The organism is Brucella sp. NBRC 12950 (genome assembly GCF_030268145.1).
Classification (GTDB): domain Bacteria; phylum Pseudomonadota; class Alphaproteobacteria; order Rhizobiales; family Rhizobiaceae; genus Brucella.
The window spans coordinates 109080-126766 of the sequence record NZ_BSQC01000007.1; the positions used below are offsets into that span (position 1 = coordinate 109080).

Here is a 17687-nt window from a genome sequence, read left to right on the forward strand (position 1 = left end):
CGCAAGATGACCTGGAAGAAGGGCATTGCTATCGTTGGTTTGTTCCCGCGACCTGTTTTGCCGCGATGAGTTTCGCCAAAAATTGAACAATTTCACGAATAATGCCTTTCAGTCGTAGCCACCCACCAAGCAAGGGTAATGAATAGAAAGAAGAGAGATGTTGTACGTTAAAGGTTTCGGGCAAAATTGTTCTACCTGCCCGGTTAGTCGAGCTAGACCAACCAGATCTTGACCCCAGCCTTTGCGAGCTCCAAAGCGCCGACATCTTGAAAAGATCCGCAACTCCTTCCGACTTGCGCTGAACGAATAGGCGCAATCGAAGGTTTCTACGCCGGCAGAATCCATGCAAGTTATCTCGATATGAGTGGTATAATGCATCTCAACGCGCAATAACGTGCGTTCGATCGTTGAAGATCGGATATCACCATGAAAAATGCACAATGGATACGTTCCGCTGTTGGCGGAGCGATAGTTGGCGCAATTGCAACAATTGTTGTTGGCTTTACCTTCGGCGGCTGGGTCACGGGAGGGACGTCAGAGCGTCTAATCGCGTCCAGTATGTCCGAAGGTGTAGCAGTCGCGCTCACACCATACTGCCTGGAAAGATCGAAAAATGATCCGGAGGCCGTAAAGGTGATGGCCGAGTACAAAGCTGCACCGGCTTACTCGCGCCGAATGCTCATCGAAAAATCAGGCTGGGCGACACCGTTGGGAGCGGAGCAACCGAATGCTGCGCTCGCCGCAGCATGTGGCAATGAGCTCGCTAAAGCGCTGTAAAGCAGTTGTACGGGCGCATAACAGGAGGCTGACATGCAAAAAGAGCTTCTACCACCAATTCCGCAACGAAATCACTCTTTACGTCCGCGCCATGAGGAAGATCGGACAGCTAGCAAGGGTGACCTCACAACCGTTCTTTGGCAAATGAGAGCAGCCTCCTGGGATTGGAACAATATGGCAAATATTTTGCGACGTGTGTGCGGTGGGTTTTCCCGCAAACGCACGACACGCCATGGATCGACAGGGAGTGAATCCAATGAAGAATGATGCAACCGCGCTTGAACGGAAGGTCCTGGCTCATGAACAGATACTTCAAGTCCTTATCGGCCATCTCGCTGAGACAGAACCCAAGTTTCTGGATCGTCTGAAGGCAGTGTTTACCCGCCATCACAATCTTGGAGTAAACGAGCAGGACTACGTTGATACTGCTCAATTTGCGGAGCAATTCATTCGCGAAATTGAGAAAATGCAGGAATACAAAGCAACAAGGTAATCTTCTTTGGCTCTTGAGAAATCCGAAAATCTTTTGAGCCAACTATTATTGCCGTTGGTCGCGACTGGTATGGTTTTCTTGCTATTGCTCAGCTAAAGGCGCATAATTTAGGTACTGGAAAAAAATTAATTGGGCATTGCGATCCCAAGGATCCGCAATTCGACCCTAACGAGGAGGACATGCTATGTCTTCCATCACTCGCCAAAGATATTCGGGTCCCGAAGATTTCCCTTTGTTGCGCGCTTTTTTGCTTCGTTCAGGCTACTCGCTTGACGGTGGCGATGATCGACTGGTGCAAACACAGTCCGCAGACCAACTTTTCACAATAATCCGAGAAGGACGCCATGATCCCGGTCAGATGCTAGATGCCCTTATCGCAATACGCACGATACGGCTATGCGGGAATAACCAACCGGATCTGGATAGATGGGAAAATGAAGGGGGCTCATCGACATTGTAGTCGAGAGGCTCTTGAAAAAGCACCGTAATCTTTGCAAAACCATCCCATTTCCGCTCTAGTAATGATGGTCTATATGAAAGACACCTATACATCCGCCGAGCGTTAGGGTCGCTAATTTTCTGCAAGAATCTGTTTTGAACCGGGGTGTTTCTGCCGCATCTACCGGCCGAACAAAACCTAATGATCACCGATGCAACGTGGCTGCAACGACGCTCCACCGAATGAAAGACAAGCTTCATGTCCATACACGAAGCTTGCTATTCAAAATCAATCTCGTGATCGGATGGTATCACGCGAACCTAGAGCCATGTTAGCTGCGTCGCGTGCTAGTGCCTCGTCGATCTCTGTGGACGATACCTGAAGCACCTGGTGGCAGGTGATCGCCACCGAGATCGCCGGAAGCTCAAGATAAGTCGCGACTTTCCGATAGGCCGTGAAGCTCACGCCTTCTATCAACTCCTCGTCAACGACTAGACGATATGTGCCTGCTTCCAATGGCTCTGAATAAGATTTCAGGCGAAACGGATGCAGGAATGTGATTTCGGTTGTCGTCGTTCTCTCGGTCATATCGAGCACCACCTTCCTCGCCACACCTGCTTTGGCCTATCGAAACCACTGCTCGCCCAGAATGTACACAATCATGGCAAGGCTGGCTGCGGATAGGACGTAACCGACGATGGTCTCGTACTCGGGCTTTCTGGGATAATGAAATAGGGAAGACATGGTGTCCTCCTCGTTTGGGGCCAGGGTAATCAACCCTCAAACAGCAGCGCCCGTAAAATGGCTGCTGGAATGAGTACTGTGAACCTATTTCACGACTTTAGCAACAAATCGTTTTGGCGAGTGTGAGATGCAGCTCGCTGTCACTGCTTTAATCTGAGGGTTCGAACTGAGAGTAACGGGCTTGTTTGCACGATTGCATGACGCGCCCATCAACCTGTCATCAGTGGAATATCGAAGGTTGGCGTGAAGGGTATATTCAAGTCCATCCGGAGCGCCGAAGTTCAAAAAGCCGACGCTACGACGCATAGGGGTTGTCTGAGGCACTCAGCCTCGCCATCCAGATGAATGCAGGTGCTGCGTCCCACCCGCGCGCCAAAGGTCTTCGACGCTGCCAAGCTGGTTTGATACGCTGTCACCGCACAAATTTCTAAACTTTAAAGCTTAGGGGCGATACCCGCCGCAGCTGTGTTACATTTATTTTCAAGATAGACTTTTTCTTAGCCTCGGCGCGGCAAAATCGAGGAATGTCCTGAGCTTGAGGGGCATCAAACCCTGAATAAGGTGAACGAGGTGGACGGGGGAGGTTTCAAGTTCGAAATCCTCAAGGACCGGCTGGAGTAAACCCTCATCAACCGCCCGTTTTGCCTGGTAGGCCATGATGCGGGTCACGCCGATTCCAGACACGGCGGCATCCACAGCAGCCTCGGCAGTGTTGACGGAAAGGCGAGGGTTGATGGGTACCGTAATATCCTGCTTTGCATCCCGAAACATCCAGAAACGGTGAGAGAACATCCCCTCGAACGCAATGCAATGGTGATCGGAGAGGTCGTTTGGATGTTGAAGCTGCGGGTTGCGTTTCAGGTAGTCCGGATTGGCATAGACAGTCGTGCGCATGTTGCCGAGACGTGTCGCGATGAGATTACTCTCTGGAAGCCTGCCGATGCGCAATGCGACATCGATTTGTTCGTCTGCGAGGCTGACTGTGCGGTCGCCCAAGGTGAGCCGGATATTAATGTCCGGAAAAGCCTTGAGGAAATCGGTTACGACGGGCAGCACATGCAGGCGGCCGAACACGATCGGCGCTGTCACCATTAGGTCGCCTCTCGGAGCGAGATACTCACCAGATGCGCGCTTTTCTGCCTCGTCCACACGCCCGAGGATTTCACGGGCCGCTGCGACATAGCTTTCACCGGCTTCTGTGAGCAAGACTTTGCGGCTGGTCCGCGTGATTAGGCGAACTCCAAGATGGGACTCGAGATCGGAAACCTTACGGCTCACTGTTGGCAGCGGCGAATGGAGTGCACGCGAGGCTGCTGAGAGGCTGCCGGTTTCCACCACCGCCAACAGAACGGCCATTGCTTCAAGACGATCCATTGAACACTTCCAAAAAACGAGAGGATACCTCTATCAAAGGTAATCTACTACAGAAAATTGGATGCTGTTAGTTTCAAAGTATCGAGGAAGCCGCCTCCTCAATCTCAAGGGACCCTCACATGAAACTCCACTATTTTCCACTCTCAGGCCATGCACATCGGGCTGCGCTTTTCTTGTCGTTGTTGGGCATAAAGACAGAAATCATCGAGGTCGATCTCGGGAATGGCGCCCATAAGAAGCCGGATTTCTTCAAACTCAATCCGTTCGGTCAAGTGCCGGTGCTCGAGGATGGTGAGATCGTTGTCAGCGATTCCAATGCCATTCTGGTGTACCTCGCTACCAAACTCGGTCGCAAGGACTGGCTTCCGGATGATCCGCAATCAGCTGCGAAGGTGCAGAAATGGCTCTCGGTGGCTGCCGGCGAGATCGCCTATGGTCCCGCGGCAGCGCGCCTCATCACCGTGTTTGGGGCTGATTTCCGCGCCGAAGAAGTGATTGCCCGCGCGGATCACATTCTGGCTTTGATCAATGCCGAGCTCGAACAGCATCGGTTCATAACAGGCGACCGCCCCACGATCGCTGATATCGCACTCTACAGTTATATCGCCAGTGCGCCAGAAGGGAACGTGGAACTCGCGCCGCATCGAAAAGTCAGTCAGTGGCTTGCCCGTATCGAGGCACTGCCAGGTTTCCTAGCGTTCCCCAAGACCCCGATCGGTCTTGCTTCTTGATACCGTCGCGACGTCCGGCTGACTCCGGCCGCGTTTTTCCCAGATAGAGGCGACGATATGCCCGATCAAGCAACGATACCAGCTTCGCCATGGCACGACGGCGAGCTCCAAATGCAACGCCAAGCTGGCGTTGCAGACCAAATGGATGCGCTCGGTCGCAAATTCATACGGGAGTTTCTGGTTGATCAACATCGGGAATTCTACTCCTCGCTGCCATTCATCGTAATTGGAGCCGTCGATAGGCACGGTACGCCATGGGCGAGCATTCGTAGTGGTCGGCCAGGGTTCCTGTATTCACCGGATCCGCTGACATTGGAGATTAATGCCATCGACGATCCGAGCGACCCTGCGCAAGATGGTATGCGCGGCGGCGACCCGATCGGCCTGCTTGGCATCGACCTGCTCTCTCGGCGTCGCAATCGCCTGAATGGTAATATCGGCCGCGGGCAAAGTAATCGTTTCTGTGTAGCCGTTGATCATAGCTTCGGAAATTGTCCGCGCTACATTCAGAGCCGACATTTTGCTTTTGTCCGCGATCCAGCTGAGCCATTAAATTCACCGGCAATAATTTTAGACCGGCTAGACGACCACGCCCGTCGGATCATTGAGAAGGCGGATACATTTTTTGTTGCTTCTTATGTTGATCGTCAGAACGAGGGTCGACAGGTCGATGTCTCCCATCGCGGTGGCCGGGCAGGTTTTGTGCGTATTGATGCCGACGGTGGCCTGACAGTGCCGGATTTCAATGGCAATTTATTCTTCAACACGCTCGGCAACTTCCTCGTCAATCCGCGGGCTGGCCTTTTGTTCGTTGATCATGAGGCAGGCGACGTTTTGCAGCTCGCGGGCAGGGTGGAAGTCATCCTTGAGGCGCCCGAAATCGCTGCTTTTGAAGGGGCCGAGCGGTTCTGGCGGGTCATTCCGACGACGTTGGTCATGCGTAAAAATGTGCTGCCATTACGGTGGACATTGGCTGAAAATGGCATGTCGCCTAGCAGCATAAAGACGGGCATTTGGAATGAAGCCGAAGCACGTCTTGACGCATTGGCGAAGGTGAAGACCTGAAGACGATTTCGTATTGAATTGTTCTGCCGCAGCTACACGTCGCCCAGCGCGCCGTCCAACGGATATTGTAGGTGAAGAATCGAACAAAAGCATAGCGTATCGTTTCAAGCCCATCCGAGGCGGGAAGGCGACAAAATCAAAATGATGCCTCTTGCAGGTTGATTTATCATTTAAGCTATGGAGCGGACGCGATTCACTGCTGATGCTTGGTGAGCGTATCTGGCTCAGTCAGGATTTTGGCCGCAGGGCGGGCCTTTGCGGTACCTGCTGGACCTCAGTTATTGAAGGTGCGCCAGCTATGGCACAGAGCCGACTTATCAGGCTGCAAAATGCAAGGAGCTGATGCGTTGGTAAATTGATGTCCGCCATCTTCCATACTAGTCTACCATCTGCTAATCAGGACGTAATAGATGGAGGCAGAACGTGAGACAGACTTGGAGATGGTTCGGTCCAAAGGATCTGACGTCAATCGACGATATGCGGCAGGCAGGTGTGGAGGGTGTTGTTTCGGCTCTGCATCATGTGCCGACAGGAGAGATCTGGAGCCCGGATGAAATTGCCCTGCGACAGGCACAAATCGGACGAATGAAGGACGGCGCGCAGTCCCGATTGGCTTGGGAAGTGGTCGAAAGCCTGCCCGTATCCGAAGACATCAAGCGACAGACTGGCGACTGGAAGACCCATATCGCCAACTGGAAAGCCAGCATGACCAATCTAAGCCGTGCTGGCATAGAGGTCATCTGCTATAATTTCATGCCGGTACTGGATTGGACACGCACGGATCTCGCCTACCGTTTGGACAGCGGCGCGACATGCATGCGTTTTGATCTTGTTGATTTCGCCGCTTTCGATATTCACATACTGCAACGCAAAGCCGCGTCAGATAGTTTTCCCGCCGACGTGGTGCAAGCTGCAAACGAGCGTTTTGCAACGATGAGCGATGCACGCCGCGAGGAACTTGCTGCCAATACCGTTTATGGCCTGCCCGGTGCAGCCGAAAACTTTACCCTTAACGATGTGCGCGACCATCTAGCTAAATATGACAATATCAGCCCAGACAAGCTGCGCGGTCACCTCATTGATTTTCTTTCAGAAGTGTCTCCGCTGGCCGAAAAACTTGGTATGCGGCTGTGCTGTCACCCGGACGATCCTCCGTTCCAACTCCTGGGGCTGCCGCGCGTCATGTCCACGGAGGCGGATTATCGCCAGATCATTGAATCCGTAGATATTCCGGCCAATGGCATCACGCTTTGCACGGGCTCACTCGGCACCCGGCGGGACAATGACTTGCCCGGAATGATGGCCCGCCTTGGCGATCGCGTCCATTTTTTGCATCTACGCAATGTCACGATTGAAGATGCGGGCCAGTACGGCTCTTTCCATGAGGCAGGCCATCTGGAAGGCGGTACGGACATGGTCGCCATGGTCGCTTCGATTCTGGCTGAAGAACGCCGTCGCAAGGCAGCAGGTCGAACGGATTGGCAAATTCCATTTCGTCCCGATCATGGACAAGATATTCTGGACGATCTCGGCCGTCGCGGACAGCCAGGATATCCGTCCATTGGCCGCTTGAAAGGTTTGGCTGAATTGCGTGGGATTATGACGGCGCTCGAACATCCGCTGACGAGGAGGGAGGCGTAATGAGACTTTCGGCCAAAAGCAGCCCAACGGACAAAGCCCAATGGCCCGTTTATGAGCCACAGGTTCTTGATGCAGGCATTCTGCATCTGGGACTCGGCGCTTTTGCCCGTTCCCATCTGGCTGCTTATACCGACGCGGCCTTGACGCAAACGCCATCCGATTGGCGGATCGTCGGTGCCTCGCTGCGCGGAACTGACGTGGCCGATGCGATTAACCCGCAGGACGGTTATTACACGCTGATCGTACGCGGTGTAGAAAGCCGCGCTCGTGTTATCGGCTCGGTAAAACAGGTGCTATCTGGAGCGACCGTCGGCGCTGAAGCGCTTGCCTTTATGTCAGAGCCAAAGTGCCGGATCGTTAGCATCACCGTGACGGAAAAAGGGTATGGTCTGTTGCGCAGCGGTTCTTGTGATCGCAACCATCCGGCAGTTATTGCCGATCTCGCAACACCTGAACAACCCAGAGGCGTGCTTGGCCTCATTGTATTGGGGCTGAAACAACGCTTTAAGCTGGGCTTGCCGCCATTTACCGTTTTAAGCTGCGATAACCTACCGGATAATGGCGCGCTGTTGCGTGCTGCGGTCATCGATTTCGCTACACGCGCCCATGGTTCTGAACTGGCAAACCGTATCGCTCAAGAGGTTGCTTTCCCGGCCACCATGGTGGATCGCATCACGCCGCAGCCAACCGAGCAGACGCGCGCCGATGCGGCACTGGCCATCGGCTGCGAAGATGACGCTGCGATCGAGACGGAAGCGTTTTCGCAATGGGTGATCGAGGATCACTTTCCTGCTGGGCGGCCGGCATGGGAGGCGATGGGTGCTACCTTTACCCAAGACGTCCGCCCTTTTGAAAAAATGAAACTGCGCATGCTTAATGGCAGTCATTCGATGCTCGCCTATGCCGGGTTTCTCACAAGCAAGACCTATGTGCGCGATGTGATGGCGGACGCAGCACTCAACAGGCTGGTGCAGCGCCATTTGCGAGCCGCCGCTCAAACCCTGCCCAAGATGAATGCTGATCTGGATGCTTATGCGCAGGCTTTGGCCAGCCGATTTGCTAATCCGGCTATCGCACATGAAACGCGCCAGATTGCTATGGATGGGACGGAAAAGATGCCGCAACGCATCTTTGCGCCAGCCGTTGAATTGAATGAAAGTGGCGGTGACACGACGCCCTTCGCTTTCGCAACAGCGGCATGGATGCGCTACGGTCTTGGTCGGGATGAGAAGGGAAGGTCATATCCGCTCAATGATCCACGTGGTGGAGAAATCGCCACAGCTCTGGGCAATGCGCAATCTGCCTCAGATATATTTGTCGCTTATGCAGCATTGCCAAATTTATTGCCGCAAGTGTTGAAAGAAGGTCCATTTGCCCAACAGGTCATTTCTCGCCTTGATCGCATGTTGGTCGACGGCATATTCGCCGCTATCCAACATGAAATAGAGACTTTCTGATGGGGCGGATCAAAGATCGTTGACGATGAGATCGGAGTAGCGTTGAGCCAGATGTTCGGTGACTTTAAGGACTTCCGAAAGATGGACGTGCACGGCTGCTTCCGCAGCAATCGGGTCGCGACGTCGGATTGCTGATAACATGGCCTTATGCTGCTCAATGAGCAATTCCACTGGGGTCACATTGGGCAAGCTCAGAAAGCGCAAGCGATCAAACTGCGCTTTTTCCCGTTCGAGCAAGCTCCAAATGTCCCCCATTCGGATTCCATTGGCGACAGTGCGGTGAAAGGCATCGTCAGCGATGGTAAAATCCTCAGGAGATCCCTTGGAACCTTCCTGTTTGGCGATGACGGCGTCTAGTTCCGCAAGGGTAGAGGGGGAAAGTCCTTCCTCAGCGGCGCGCTTGAAAACTGCAACTTCGACCGCATTGCGCACGAAACGAGCACGCTGCACGGCGGCCAATGAAATCGGCATAATGAAGGTGCCGCGCTGCGGCCAAACTTCGACAAGCCCTTGATCAACAAGGCGTAACAGGGCCTCACGGACCGGCGTGCGGCTCGTACCAAAATGTTTAGCCAGTTCGTTCTCGGAAACGCGTTTTCCCGGCATGAGGCGCAGGGTTATGATATCGTTGCGAATGGCATTAAGAATGCTCCCCACCGTGGGAGGGGCGCCCACGCCAGGTACCGGTCTTTCAGGATTATGTGTCGATCCGAGAAGCCCTGCCATGCGTCAACCGTCCCAGCCGAGGTGGCTCAGGAAATCTTTTGTACGCACAGTTTTCGGATTCTCAAAAATCTGCTCCGGCGGCCCTTGCTCGATGATCCGCCCATCAGCAAAGACCACGACCTGATCGGCAACACGCCGGGCGAACGTCATTTCGTGGGTCACGACAATCATAGTCATTCCGTCATCCGCCAGCCGTTTCATAACATTAAGCACTTCACCAATGGTTTCGGGATCGAGTGCCGAGGTTGGTTCGTCAAAAAGCATGACTTCCGGTTCCATTGCAAGGGCCCTGGCGATGGCGACGCGCTGTTGCTGTCCTCCGGACAGGTTGGACGGGAAATTTTCAGCTTTATCGGAAAGTCCGACTTTGGCGAGCAAAGCCAATGCGCGTTCCTTTGCTTTCGCCTCCGACATCCCCAAAACGGTGGTCGGTCCCATCATGACATTGCCAAGCGCATTCTTGTGCGGAAAAAGCTCAAAATTTTGAAACACCATGCCCATGCGTTGGCGCATGGCGCGAACCTGTTTGGGGTCCTGCGTCAGTAAAGTGCTGTCAATCCTGATCTCTCCGCTATTAATGGCTTCAAGACCATTGGTACAACGCAATAGCGTGGACTTGCCCGAGCCCGACGGACCAATGAGGCACACGACCTGTCCGCGCTGCACTTTCAAACTGACATCCTTGAGAGCTTCGAATGTGCCATAGGATTTGCAGACATTGCGATATTCAATAACGACATCGCTGCTCTTTACGGCTGCTTTTTTGGAAGATGTCATTCGGTAACCCCGTATTTGCGGTGAATCCAGTCAACAATTTTGGCCTGCGGATAGCCCAGAAGCCAGTAAATCGCAGCCATTGCAGTAAGAAGTTCGATCACGCGGAACGTCTGTGAGCGGATCTGCAGCGCCGTATGTGCCAGATCACCGACCGCGATCACTGATACCAGCGAGGTGTCCTTGAACAGTGTGACCCATGTGGTCGCCAGCACCGGCAAAACACGGCGCGAAGCTTGCGGTAACACAATCTTTCGGAATGCCGTCCATTCGCTCATTCCCAGTGCCAGTCCTGCCTCGGTTTGTCCCTTGCGGATTGAGCGGATACCAGATCGGAACGTTTCCGAATTATAGGCTGCATTGTTGGCAACCAGCGCAACCAGTCCGGTCAGGAAAGGCGAAAATGCAATGCCGCTCATCATCGGCAGCACATAGAACGCCCAATAGACGACCAGAATGATCGGTAGATTGCGCATCAGTTCCACATAGCAGGTTGCAATTAGGGCTACGAACCTGAAGCGGGATTCACGCATAACCGCGATCAGGATGCCCAATGGCGTTGCAAGCAGCATCGTGAGTACAGTCAGCGCAATGGTGATCAAGGCGCCATGACCCAATGCGGGGAGGCTTTTCCAAATGATGGACCAGTCGAAGCTCATGAGCGCCCCAGAAAGGAAATGCGGCGATAGAGCATGTCGACGCCTCGGGTCAGCGGGAAGATGATGATGAAATAAAGGATCATGACGGTGGTATAAGCTTCGACAGGCGCATATTTCTGGCCGGCAATTGCTTCGGCGCGGCGCATGAGTTCCGGCACGGCGATCACGGTGGCGATAGCCGTATCCTTGACCGCGAGTGACAGTAGCGATCCAAAGGATGGCAGCATGCGTACGAAAGCCTGAGGCAGCACGATCTTGCGCAAGACCTGCGCCTGCGACATGCCGAGCGCCAGACCGGCGCGAACTTGACCGGGGCGCACGGACTGAATGCCAGCACGCATCACTTCAGCAACGTAAGCGGCCAGATGCAATGATAGTGAAAGTAACGCCGACCAGAATGGCGGTAGATTGATGCCCGTTGTGATCGGTAAGGCAAAATACACCCAGACCAAAACCACCAGTACCGGGATGGCACGCATGGTATCGATGTAGAAAATCGTGATGCGGCTCAGCCATTTCGGACCGTATAGGCGGGCGACGGTCAGCAGAAGCCCTAGAAAGAAGCTCAAGACGCTCACACTGGCGGCAAGCAGAAGTGTCACCATCAAGCCGCTGAGCAGGAACTGCCAACTATCAAAAACAGCGCTGAAATTGAATTCCATGTGTCAATATCCAGAGATCCGGAACCATGAAAGTTCTGACTGAACAGAACCTGCTTTGCGCGCACTGAAGACCAGTGCGCGCAAAATCCATCCGGCTTACATTTTGGAGACTTCTGCTTCTTCTTCCTTGAGTAATTCGGGAAGCATCGGCTCGGCCACGGCTTTTAACCATTCGAGATATTCTGGCTGGTTTTTGTCAATGGCCAGACCAATTTCATTCACGGCCTCGGTGCTGTCTTGACAGTTATTTTCACGCGGCAGTGCTTCAAGTCCCTTCACATTGCGGCTGAGGGCCACAAAAGGAATGCGATTGATCGGCGCCACATCCGCGCGTCCCGCCATGATCTCTTCCATCGGAGCCGCTGTTCCCGCGCTCGTCACGCCGCGAAGCGTCGCGTTGGGGAAACGTTCCTTGACCCAATTTTCCTCTCCGCCGCCCGTGAAATAGGCAATGGTCACTTCCGGCTTGTCGAAATCGTCAACTGACTTGGCGTCTGAAACCTTTGGGTTGGAAGCCTTGCCAAATACACACAATGCCGTTCGCGAATAAGTGACGAAATCAACCACTTCCTGCCGTTGCTTGGTCATGGAGAGCGGCGAAATCGTCATGTCCACCTGATTGGCAGCCAGAACCGGCACTTTGGTTTCATGCGAAACAAGAACTGGAACCAGTTTGACACCAAGCTTCTCGGCGTAAGTCTGTGCAAGTGTCCAGGCTGGTCCGCGCCATGGCTCGCCTGAGCCGGTGGTATCTTCCACAAGCCAGGGCGGGTTGGCGAGAACGCCAGCGCGTAATTCACCCGACTTCTTGATGGCGTCAATACGCGCGCTCTTGCCGGCCGCGGGAACTTCCTGCGCCTGCGCCATGCCAGCAAGTGGCAACATATTCATAGCTGTGGCGGCCACCACTGCCCATAGCAACTTTTTCATTGAATTCACTCCTCCCATAGCACGGCCAGCACTCCATCTGGCTTTTGATATATTCTAGTATACAAGATGCAATACACTTGCAAGGTCTGCCTAGAAATATGTCTAAATGTATGTTGCTACAGGCTGGATTCTCATCGACACGAAGAGAAGAGTTCGCTGTGTGCAAATCCGCTCACATCCCGTGATTGGCCGATTGCCCCAATCTGAAAGCTTTAGATTTGGTCTCTCCACCTGTGAAATCAGCAAGGCCACGTTTGGCACTTGAATGGCGGGGTATCAGATCACCGATCGCCATCGGTGCTAACAAGGAAATCCCGAGCTTTTCCACTTTTTTGCGCCTAATCTTGTCGTCGCAAGGATGCGGTCTTCAAGTCAGCATCCCACTCTGGTGATCGCATGAAACATTTCTCGAGAAATTTGCGCTTAAATATGCATCGGTACAACCAAGGTTAGCCCAACTGAACGAAACACTCATCGCCTGCGCCACTGCTGAGGAAGAATGCTCTCCGCCACGTGGAAGTTTGATGCAAACGTCGCATAAATAGTCGGGATGATCTGAGCTTTGCTCGAAGTTTTGTTTTGGGGATCAAAACTCATACAAAAAAAGAGATAATCGCTTGAAAGGACGCTCACGCCCTCCCAACGAAAACAGTGAGTTCGCTCGATTTGTCAATTCGCCTTAGTGATGAAGTCGTAGGCAAATCTTTCGGCGATGGCCTGAATAGCCGCGTGGATAGGGCCGGCGGTCAGGCTTGGCAGAACGGATCCATCGACGACATAGACATTGGCAAGCCCATTCAGGCGCAGGTCGGGATCGACCACTGCTGCATTGTCCTTGCCCATGCGGCAGGTTCCTGAGGGGTGGTGATGAGTGATTGCTGCCTTGGCAATGAAAGCGTCGATATCGTCCTCGGTATCCACTACACCAGGGAGAATTTCGTGATCGCGCCACTCGTCCAGTTCAGCTCGATGGCCGATCTCTCGCGCTGCCGCGAGCGCTGCCCTAAACAATCGCCGGTCGTTTTCAGTCTGAAGATATTGCGGGTCAATCTGAAGAGGATCCTCCAGCTCTGCACCGGTTATGCGTACTTCTCCACGGCTGGTGGGATGTGTCACGCCGAACAGCAAGGAATAGGCACTGCCTGGTTTTGGGGCGGTAAAATGTTCTGACACAATTGGTGCAACGCCGCATCCGACGACGATCTCGGGCTGGCCGTCTTTCATCGCGCCATCTGCGCGCATATAGGTCATGCTCTCAGAATGCTGCAGACGAGACGGGGCCAGTTCTTTTTTTGCAGCATATAGATTTCCCGCGCCAAGCAAGTGATCCATCAGGTTACGGCCGAGTTCAGGCGCGTTGACGCGGCAGGCAACACCAGCCTCTCGCAGCACGTCTTCCGGCCCGATCCCGGAACGCATGAGAAGGGCCGGTCCTTCCAGTGCTCCTGCCGAAAGAATGATCTGCTCGGCGGTGATCGTAGCGAGACCTTCGGGACCAAGAACTTCGATTCCAGTCACGCGTGCGTTGTCGAAGTTGAGATGCCGAGTTCTACTCCTTGTCACCAATGTGAGATTGCGACGCGCACGTACGCTTGGCGTCAACCATGCTTCGGCGACCGTCACCCGTCGGCCGCCGCGGATCATCAGTGAGTTCGGCGTGACACCTATCATCTGCCCGCTGCTGTGACCGGGTATACGGGGCAGGCCAAGCGCCGCCCCGGCTTCGATGAAGGAGCGGGTCAGCGGGCTGACTTCCTCGTCCGGAATCCAAACCGGCATAGGACCGTCCTTGCCGTGGATACCGTCGCCGCCCAGCACATGGTCTTCATTAGCCATGAAGGCGTTTTGCAAGCCCTCCCAACTCCAGCGATCATCGCCTGTTGCTTCCGCCCAAGCGGCGAAATCGGCAGGGTGACCGCGCATGTAACCCATGGCATGAAGGAGGCTAGACCCGCCAACCGCCTTGCCGCGGGCCCACGCAAAGCTGCGACCAGCAGCGTGCTCCTGCGGAACGGTTTTATAGTCCCAGTCGTAAGCGCGATGCTGGATCGCAGGCCACATGGCCGGCTTCCAGATGTCGGGGTCGGTCGGCTCTCCGCCGGCCTCAATCAGCGCAACTTGACGGGATGGATCCTCGCTGAGCCGTGCGGCGAGAAGAGCGCCAGCAGATCCGGCGCCGATGATTGCCACGTCGTATTGTGCCATCGACTTACTTCTGATCCGCAGGAACGACGACACCTGCCAATGTCATGACTTCGCCATCAAGAGAGACAGAACAATTGCGAAGCGGAATGTCGAGGTGGCATGGTGTGTCGCGATCGCCGCCCGCCTCGGTATTGGGACCCGATGACCACAGGAAGTTGCCTGCGAAGGAGCGAGCATCCATGCCGAGCTGGGCCTCGGGATTGTAAAGGCCGAGCACAGTCCAGTTGGCACGGTTTTCCAGACCCCAGCCAACATGAGCCATGGCATAGGCGCGGGGATCATTGAAACTCTCTATGAACTTGCGCATGAACTCAGCGTCGTATCCACCTTTGATATCGACGATAAAGCCCTTCTCGATGGTGACGGTAATTGGCGCGCGAGCGTATTTCTTGAACGGTAGCAGAATGTCGCCTTCATCGATGACGATGGTGCCTTCAGCGCTACCTTCATCGGGCCATCGGGCGGAAAAGCAACTTGGCCAGTGATCCCAGCGGCCAGGTTCATCGGCAAGACCATATTGCGTGAGAACCGGATATTGCCCAAGGCGGCAGCGAAAATCCGTGCCGGCATCCGAGGTCACGTGCATTTCCTTCGCCGCACCGATCTTCTTGGCTGCAGCGAGTACGCGGAGCTTGTCTTGCGGACGCGGAATCTGGCGCATCATGATTGCTGGCGGTTCGACCGCCAGCAGCATGCGCGTTCCCGATTTCAACACTTCCTCCTGTTCTTTGGAAAACAACAGCTGCAACGTGTCGATCACCATATCGGATGCCATGAGGCAGGCCAATGCCGCTGAATTGCCGTCGAGTGGCGTCTTGCCAATATAACCCGACTTGTCAGGCGAAATTGCCTTCTCGCTGTTGACTGGAGTAAGGTTCAGTTCAGTCACGATTGCGCCGAGATCGGAAGCCGCGAGCTTGGCGATATAGGCGATCTGCTTGTTGCTGTCGTCACTCGTCAGAATCGTGACCTGTTCACCAGCTTTCAGGTTGCACATTTCGAGCACCTGTCTCCAGCCCTTTAGGAACTGAGCGTCGCTGATTGACATGATATGATACCTCCATAGGGCGTCTGCCCGTTTGACATTGTGGCTGCACCAAAGAGCACGTCGGTCAGGCCCGCTGAAAACGTGCGCTCTATTGGTTGTTGTTATTTTTCTCGTGCAGCCGGTTCCCACTGTTTTGGGTTGTTAGAGCGCGTTTTGATTAGCCAGTGTAAAGAAGTTACGGTTGTAGTGCAGCAGCGGCGACGTCTCGGGTCCGAAGCGGATTGCCTTAACATTGCCAATGAAAATCGAATGACTGTCCGTCTCCGAAACTTTGGCGATCTCGCAATCAAGATTGGCCATTGCGTCATCAAGAGCAGGAGCGCCAGTCGCAAGACGCGTCCAGCGATAAGGCGCGAACTTGTCATCGCCCAGCTGTCCGATCTGGCCTGCAAAGCGCATGGCGACTTCGCGCTGGCAGTCGGCGAGAATATTCACGCAGAAGCTTCCGGCTGAGGTGATGGCTTTATGCGCTTCACCGAAACGATTTACACAAACAAGCATCGAAGGCGGCGTCAGCGACATAGAGCAGACGGCAGTTGCCGTCAGGCCGCGCTGTTGATCGCCTTCGCCGGCGGTGATGATGTTAACTGTCGCTGCAAGCTGTCGCATGGCGGAACGAAAATCATCGGTCAGCTGATCAGTGGCTGGCTGGATCATAGGGTGCCTCCTTTTTCAGCAAGCACGGTTTCAAGGAAGAGCGCCGCAGATGCAAGGCGGTGGTCCGCGCCACGTGCACCTACAAGCTGGACGCCGACGGGCAATCCGTTCGGGCCCCTGCCTGCCGGAAGACAGATGAGCGGTACCTGCAGAACACTCCACAGCCGGTTGAAAATCGGATCGCCCGTCGGCGCTCCCTCAGGCGCTTCGCCGGGAGCTGCGAGGGTCAGAACTGCGTCGAAACGCGAAAGGATCGCGTCCATCATCAGGCGGCAGCCCGGGATTTCGAGCATGGCCGCGCGATAACGGTTTTCGTCGACGCGACCTTGATCCTCCATCATGGCGCGGGTAACGGGCGTCAGGCGATCCCAGTGACGGCTGGTCTCGAAGATCAGAGACTGTGTGACTTCCCATCCCATGACGGCTTCATGCAAATCGAAGATTCCGTCAAACCATGACGGCGCAGCCAACACGGTAACATCTGCGCCAGCCGCCTGCGCAAGCGATGCCAGTCGGTTGACAATGTCGATTGCATAAGCTTCCGCCTTATTCAGACGCGTTCCGAGCAAAATGCCGATGCGAGGGCGTTGAGGAGGTGTCAGGTCAGTGAGTTCGGATTTGCCGCTCAACACCGCAGCGCAATAAGCAGCATCTCCAATATTGCGGCTGAGAATACCGAGCGTATCCAGCCCATGGCACAGCACCTTGATCCCCACCGTATTAATCGCACCGAAGGTTGGTTTAAAGGCGGTCACACCGCAAAAGCTTGCCGGGCGAATTACCGAACCGGAAGTCTGCGTACCATAGGCCAAAGGCACCATGCCAGCGGCTACCGCTGCACAGGAACCCGATGATGATCCGCCCGGTGTGTGCGCCGGATTGTGTGGGTTGCGGGTCTTGTTCGGGCTCGCCATTGCAAGTTCGGTACTCACCGTCTTTCCCAGGATCAAGCCGCCCGCATTGCGGGTAATCTGCACGGCCGGGGCGTCCCACGGCGGCTGAAAGCCCTCATAGATACTCGTGCCATAGCCGGTCGGCATATCGGCCGTGTCAATGACGTCCTTGACGCCGATCGGGACGCCAATCAGTGGCCCTGTGGCTTGAGCCGCATCCATCACATCTGCGGTAGCTCGTGCCTTTGCAGCGTCAAGATGCTGCCATGCCATGATCGGTTCGTCTTTATTGGCAATGCATTCAAGATATGCTTCCGTTACCACACGGGCGGTGAGGACGCCTGAAGACACCGCAGCGGCGACTTCGCGAGCATTCAGGGCAAGGATTTCAGCGTTTTTCATCAAACAATTC

The 17687-nt window shown here is 54.6% G+C and carries 17 protein-coding genes; 6 read left to right on the forward strand and 11 right to left on the reverse strand.

Translation table 11 applies throughout. The features are described from left to right. Positions 1-426: 426 nt before the first annotated feature. Both QSJ70_RS13370 and QSJ70_RS13375 read left to right on the forward strand, forming a co-directional pair. Complete coding sequence (locus QSJ70_RS13370; protein WP_215780258.1) at positions 427-777, forward strand: hypothetical protein; 351 nt, start codon at positions 427-429, stop codon at positions 775-777. Between the two features lie 256 nt (positions 778-1033). After that, on the forward strand, positions 1034-1270 hold the full coding sequence (locus tag QSJ70_RS13375) for a hypothetical protein (RefSeq protein ID WP_285537030.1): 237 nt from the start codon (positions 1034-1036) through the stop codon (positions 1268-1270). Between the two features lie 727 nt (positions 1271-1997). Here QSJ70_RS13375 and QSJ70_RS13380 read toward each other — a convergent pair. Together QSJ70_RS13380 and QSJ70_RS13385 are read right to left on the reverse strand one after the other, a co-directional pair. Beyond that, a complete protein-coding gene (locus QSJ70_RS13380; protein ID WP_215780260.1) occupies positions 1998-2297 on the reverse strand; it encodes a hypothetical protein in 300 nt (99 codons plus the stop codon). A gap of 636 nt (positions 2298-2933) precedes the next feature. Next, positions 2934-3827 carry a LysR family transcriptional regulator gene (locus QSJ70_RS13385; RefSeq protein ID WP_215780266.1) on the reverse strand — a complete coding sequence of 298 codons (894 nt, stop codon included), beginning with the start codon at positions 3825-3827 and terminating at the stop codon, positions 2934-2936. Positions 3828-3946: 119 nt separating this feature from the next. On the opposite strand from QSJ70_RS13385, the gene QSJ70_RS13390 reads away from it, so the two are divergent. From QSJ70_RS13390 to QSJ70_RS13405, 4 genes are all read left to right on the forward strand, one after another. Beyond that, entirely contained in the window at positions 3947-4558 is a 612-nt protein-coding gene (locus QSJ70_RS13390) for a glutathione S-transferase family protein (protein ID WP_285537032.1), read from the forward strand. 57 nt (positions 4559-4615) lie between these two features. Further along, positions 4616-5623 carry a pyridoxamine 5'-phosphate oxidase family protein gene (locus tag QSJ70_RS13395; protein ID WP_285537034.1) on the forward strand — a complete coding sequence of 336 codons (1008 nt, stop codon included), beginning with the start codon at positions 4616-4618 and terminating at the stop codon, positions 5621-5623. A 423-nt stretch (positions 5624-6046) separates the two neighbouring features. After that, a complete protein-coding gene (uxuA, locus tag QSJ70_RS13400) occupies positions 6047-7264 on the forward strand; it encodes a mannonate dehydratase (RefSeq protein WP_285537037.1) in 1218 nt (405 codons plus the stop codon). Further along, positions 7264-8721, forward strand: a complete 1458-nt coding sequence (locus QSJ70_RS13405) for a mannitol dehydrogenase family protein (RefSeq protein WP_285537039.1) — start codon at positions 7264-7266, stop codon at positions 8719-8721. Before uxuA ends, QSJ70_RS13405 begins: the two co-directional genes overlap by 1 nt. A gap of 9 nt (positions 8722-8730) precedes the next feature. On the opposite strand, the gene QSJ70_RS13410 is transcribed toward QSJ70_RS13405, so the two are convergent. From QSJ70_RS13410 to QSJ70_RS13450, 9 genes are all read right to left on the reverse strand, one after another. Continuing rightward, positions 8731-9447 carry a GntR family transcriptional regulator gene (locus tag QSJ70_RS13410; RefSeq protein WP_215780275.1) on the reverse strand — a complete coding sequence of 239 codons (717 nt, stop codon included), beginning with the start codon at positions 9445-9447 and terminating at the stop codon, positions 8731-8733. A 3-nt stretch (positions 9448-9450) separates the two neighbouring features. After that, on the reverse strand, positions 9451-10224 hold the full coding sequence (locus tag QSJ70_RS13415) for an amino acid ABC transporter ATP-binding protein (protein WP_285537041.1): 774 nt from the start codon (positions 10222-10224) through the stop codon (positions 9451-9453). Next, positions 10221-10880, reverse strand: coding sequence for an amino acid ABC transporter permease (locus QSJ70_RS13420; RefSeq protein ID WP_215780284.1), 660 nt, complete (start codon positions 10878-10880; stop codon positions 10221-10223). Before QSJ70_RS13420 ends, QSJ70_RS13415 begins: the two co-directional genes overlap by 4 nt. Continuing rightward, entirely contained in the window at positions 10877-11542 is a 666-nt protein-coding gene (locus QSJ70_RS13425) for an amino acid ABC transporter permease (RefSeq protein WP_285537044.1), read from the reverse strand. Before QSJ70_RS13425 ends, QSJ70_RS13420 begins: the two co-directional genes overlap by 4 nt. A gap of 96 nt (positions 11543-11638) precedes the next feature. After that, positions 11639-12472, reverse strand: a complete 834-nt coding sequence (locus QSJ70_RS13430; RefSeq protein ID WP_285537046.1) for a substrate-binding periplasmic protein — start codon at positions 12470-12472, stop codon at positions 11639-11641. Between the two features lie 669 nt (positions 12473-13141). Beyond that, on the reverse strand, positions 13142-14677 hold the full coding sequence (locus QSJ70_RS13435; protein WP_285537049.1) for a GMC family oxidoreductase: 1536 nt from the start codon (positions 14675-14677) through the stop codon (positions 13142-13144). Between the two features lie 4 nt (positions 14678-14681). Next, a complete protein-coding gene (locus tag QSJ70_RS13440; protein ID WP_285537051.1) occupies positions 14682-15725 on the reverse strand; it encodes a 2,5-dihydroxypyridine 5,6-dioxygenase NicX family protein in 1044 nt (347 codons plus the stop codon). Between the two features lie 141 nt (positions 15726-15866). Then, complete coding sequence (locus QSJ70_RS13445) at positions 15867-16382, reverse strand: flavin reductase family protein (RefSeq protein ID WP_285537053.1); 516 nt, start codon at positions 16380-16382, stop codon at positions 15867-15869. Further along, the gene (locus QSJ70_RS13450) at positions 16379-17677 is read right to left on the reverse strand and encodes an amidase (RefSeq protein ID WP_285537055.1); all 1299 of its coding nucleotides are present in this window, start codon (positions 17675-17677) and stop codon (positions 16379-16381) included. The genes QSJ70_RS13445 and QSJ70_RS13450 overlap by 4 nt, the downstream gene beginning before the upstream one ends. Between the last annotated feature and the right edge of the window lie 10 nt (positions 17678-17687).

What these genes read in the sequence shown, in the direction of transcription:
- QSJ70_RS13370 (WP_215780258.1), top strand. Translation starts at nt 427, where the DNA reads ATGAAAAATGCACAATGGATACGTTCCGCTGTTGGCGGAGCGATAGTT.
- QSJ70_RS13375 (WP_285537030.1), top strand. Translation starts at nt 1,034, where the DNA reads ATGAAGAATGATGCAACCGCGCTTGAACGGAAGGTCCTGGCTCATGAA.
- QSJ70_RS13380 (WP_215780260.1), bottom strand. Translation starts at nt 2,297, where the DNA reads ATGACCGAGAGAACGACGACAACCGAAATCACATTCCTGCATCCGTTT.
- QSJ70_RS13385 (WP_215780266.1), bottom strand. Translation starts at nt 3,827, where the DNA reads ATGGATCGTCTTGAAGCAATGGCCGTTCTGTTGGCGGTGGTGGAAACC.
- QSJ70_RS13390 (WP_285537032.1), top strand. Translation starts at nt 3,947, where the DNA reads ATGAAACTCCACTATTTTCCACTCTCAGGCCATGCACATCGGGCTGCG.
- QSJ70_RS13395 (WP_285537034.1), top strand. Translation starts at nt 4,616, where the DNA reads ATGCCCGATCAAGCAACGATACCAGCTTCGCCATGGCACGACGGCGAG.
- QSJ70_RS13405 (WP_285537039.1), top strand. Translation starts at nt 7,264, where the DNA reads ATGAGACTTTCGGCCAAAAGCAGCCCAACGGACAAAGCCCAATGGCCC.
- QSJ70_RS13410 (WP_215780275.1), bottom strand. Translation starts at nt 9,447, where the DNA reads ATGGCAGGGCTTCTCGGATCGACACATAATCCTGAAAGACCGGTACCT.
- QSJ70_RS13415 (WP_285537041.1), bottom strand. Translation starts at nt 10,224, where the DNA reads ATGACATCTTCCAAAAAAGCAGCCGTAAAGAGCAGCGATGTCGTTATT.
- QSJ70_RS13420 (WP_215780284.1), bottom strand. Translation starts at nt 10,880, where the DNA reads ATGAGCTTCGACTGGTCCATCATTTGGAAAAGCCTCCCCGCATTGGGT.
- QSJ70_RS13425 (WP_285537044.1), bottom strand. Translation starts at nt 11,542, where the DNA reads ATGGAATTCAATTTCAGCGCTGTTTTTGATAGTTGGCAGTTCCTGCTC.
- QSJ70_RS13430 (WP_285537046.1), bottom strand. Translation starts at nt 12,472, where the DNA reads ATGAAAAAGTTGCTATGGGCAGTGGTGGCCGCCACAGCTATGAATATG.
- QSJ70_RS13435 (WP_285537049.1), bottom strand. Translation starts at nt 14,677, where the DNA reads ATGGCACAATACGACGTGGCAATCATCGGCGCCGGATCTGCTGGCGCT.
- QSJ70_RS13440 (WP_285537051.1), bottom strand. Translation starts at nt 15,725, where the DNA reads ATGTCAATCAGCGACGCTCAGTTCCTAAAGGGCTGGAGACAGGTGCTC.
- QSJ70_RS13445 (WP_285537053.1), bottom strand. Translation starts at nt 16,382, where the DNA reads ATGATCCAGCCAGCCACTGATCAGCTGACCGATGATTTTCGTTCCGCC.
- QSJ70_RS13450 (WP_285537055.1), bottom strand. Translation starts at nt 17,677, where the DNA reads ATGAAAAACGCTGAAATCCTTGCCCTGAATGCTCGCGAAGTCGCCGCT.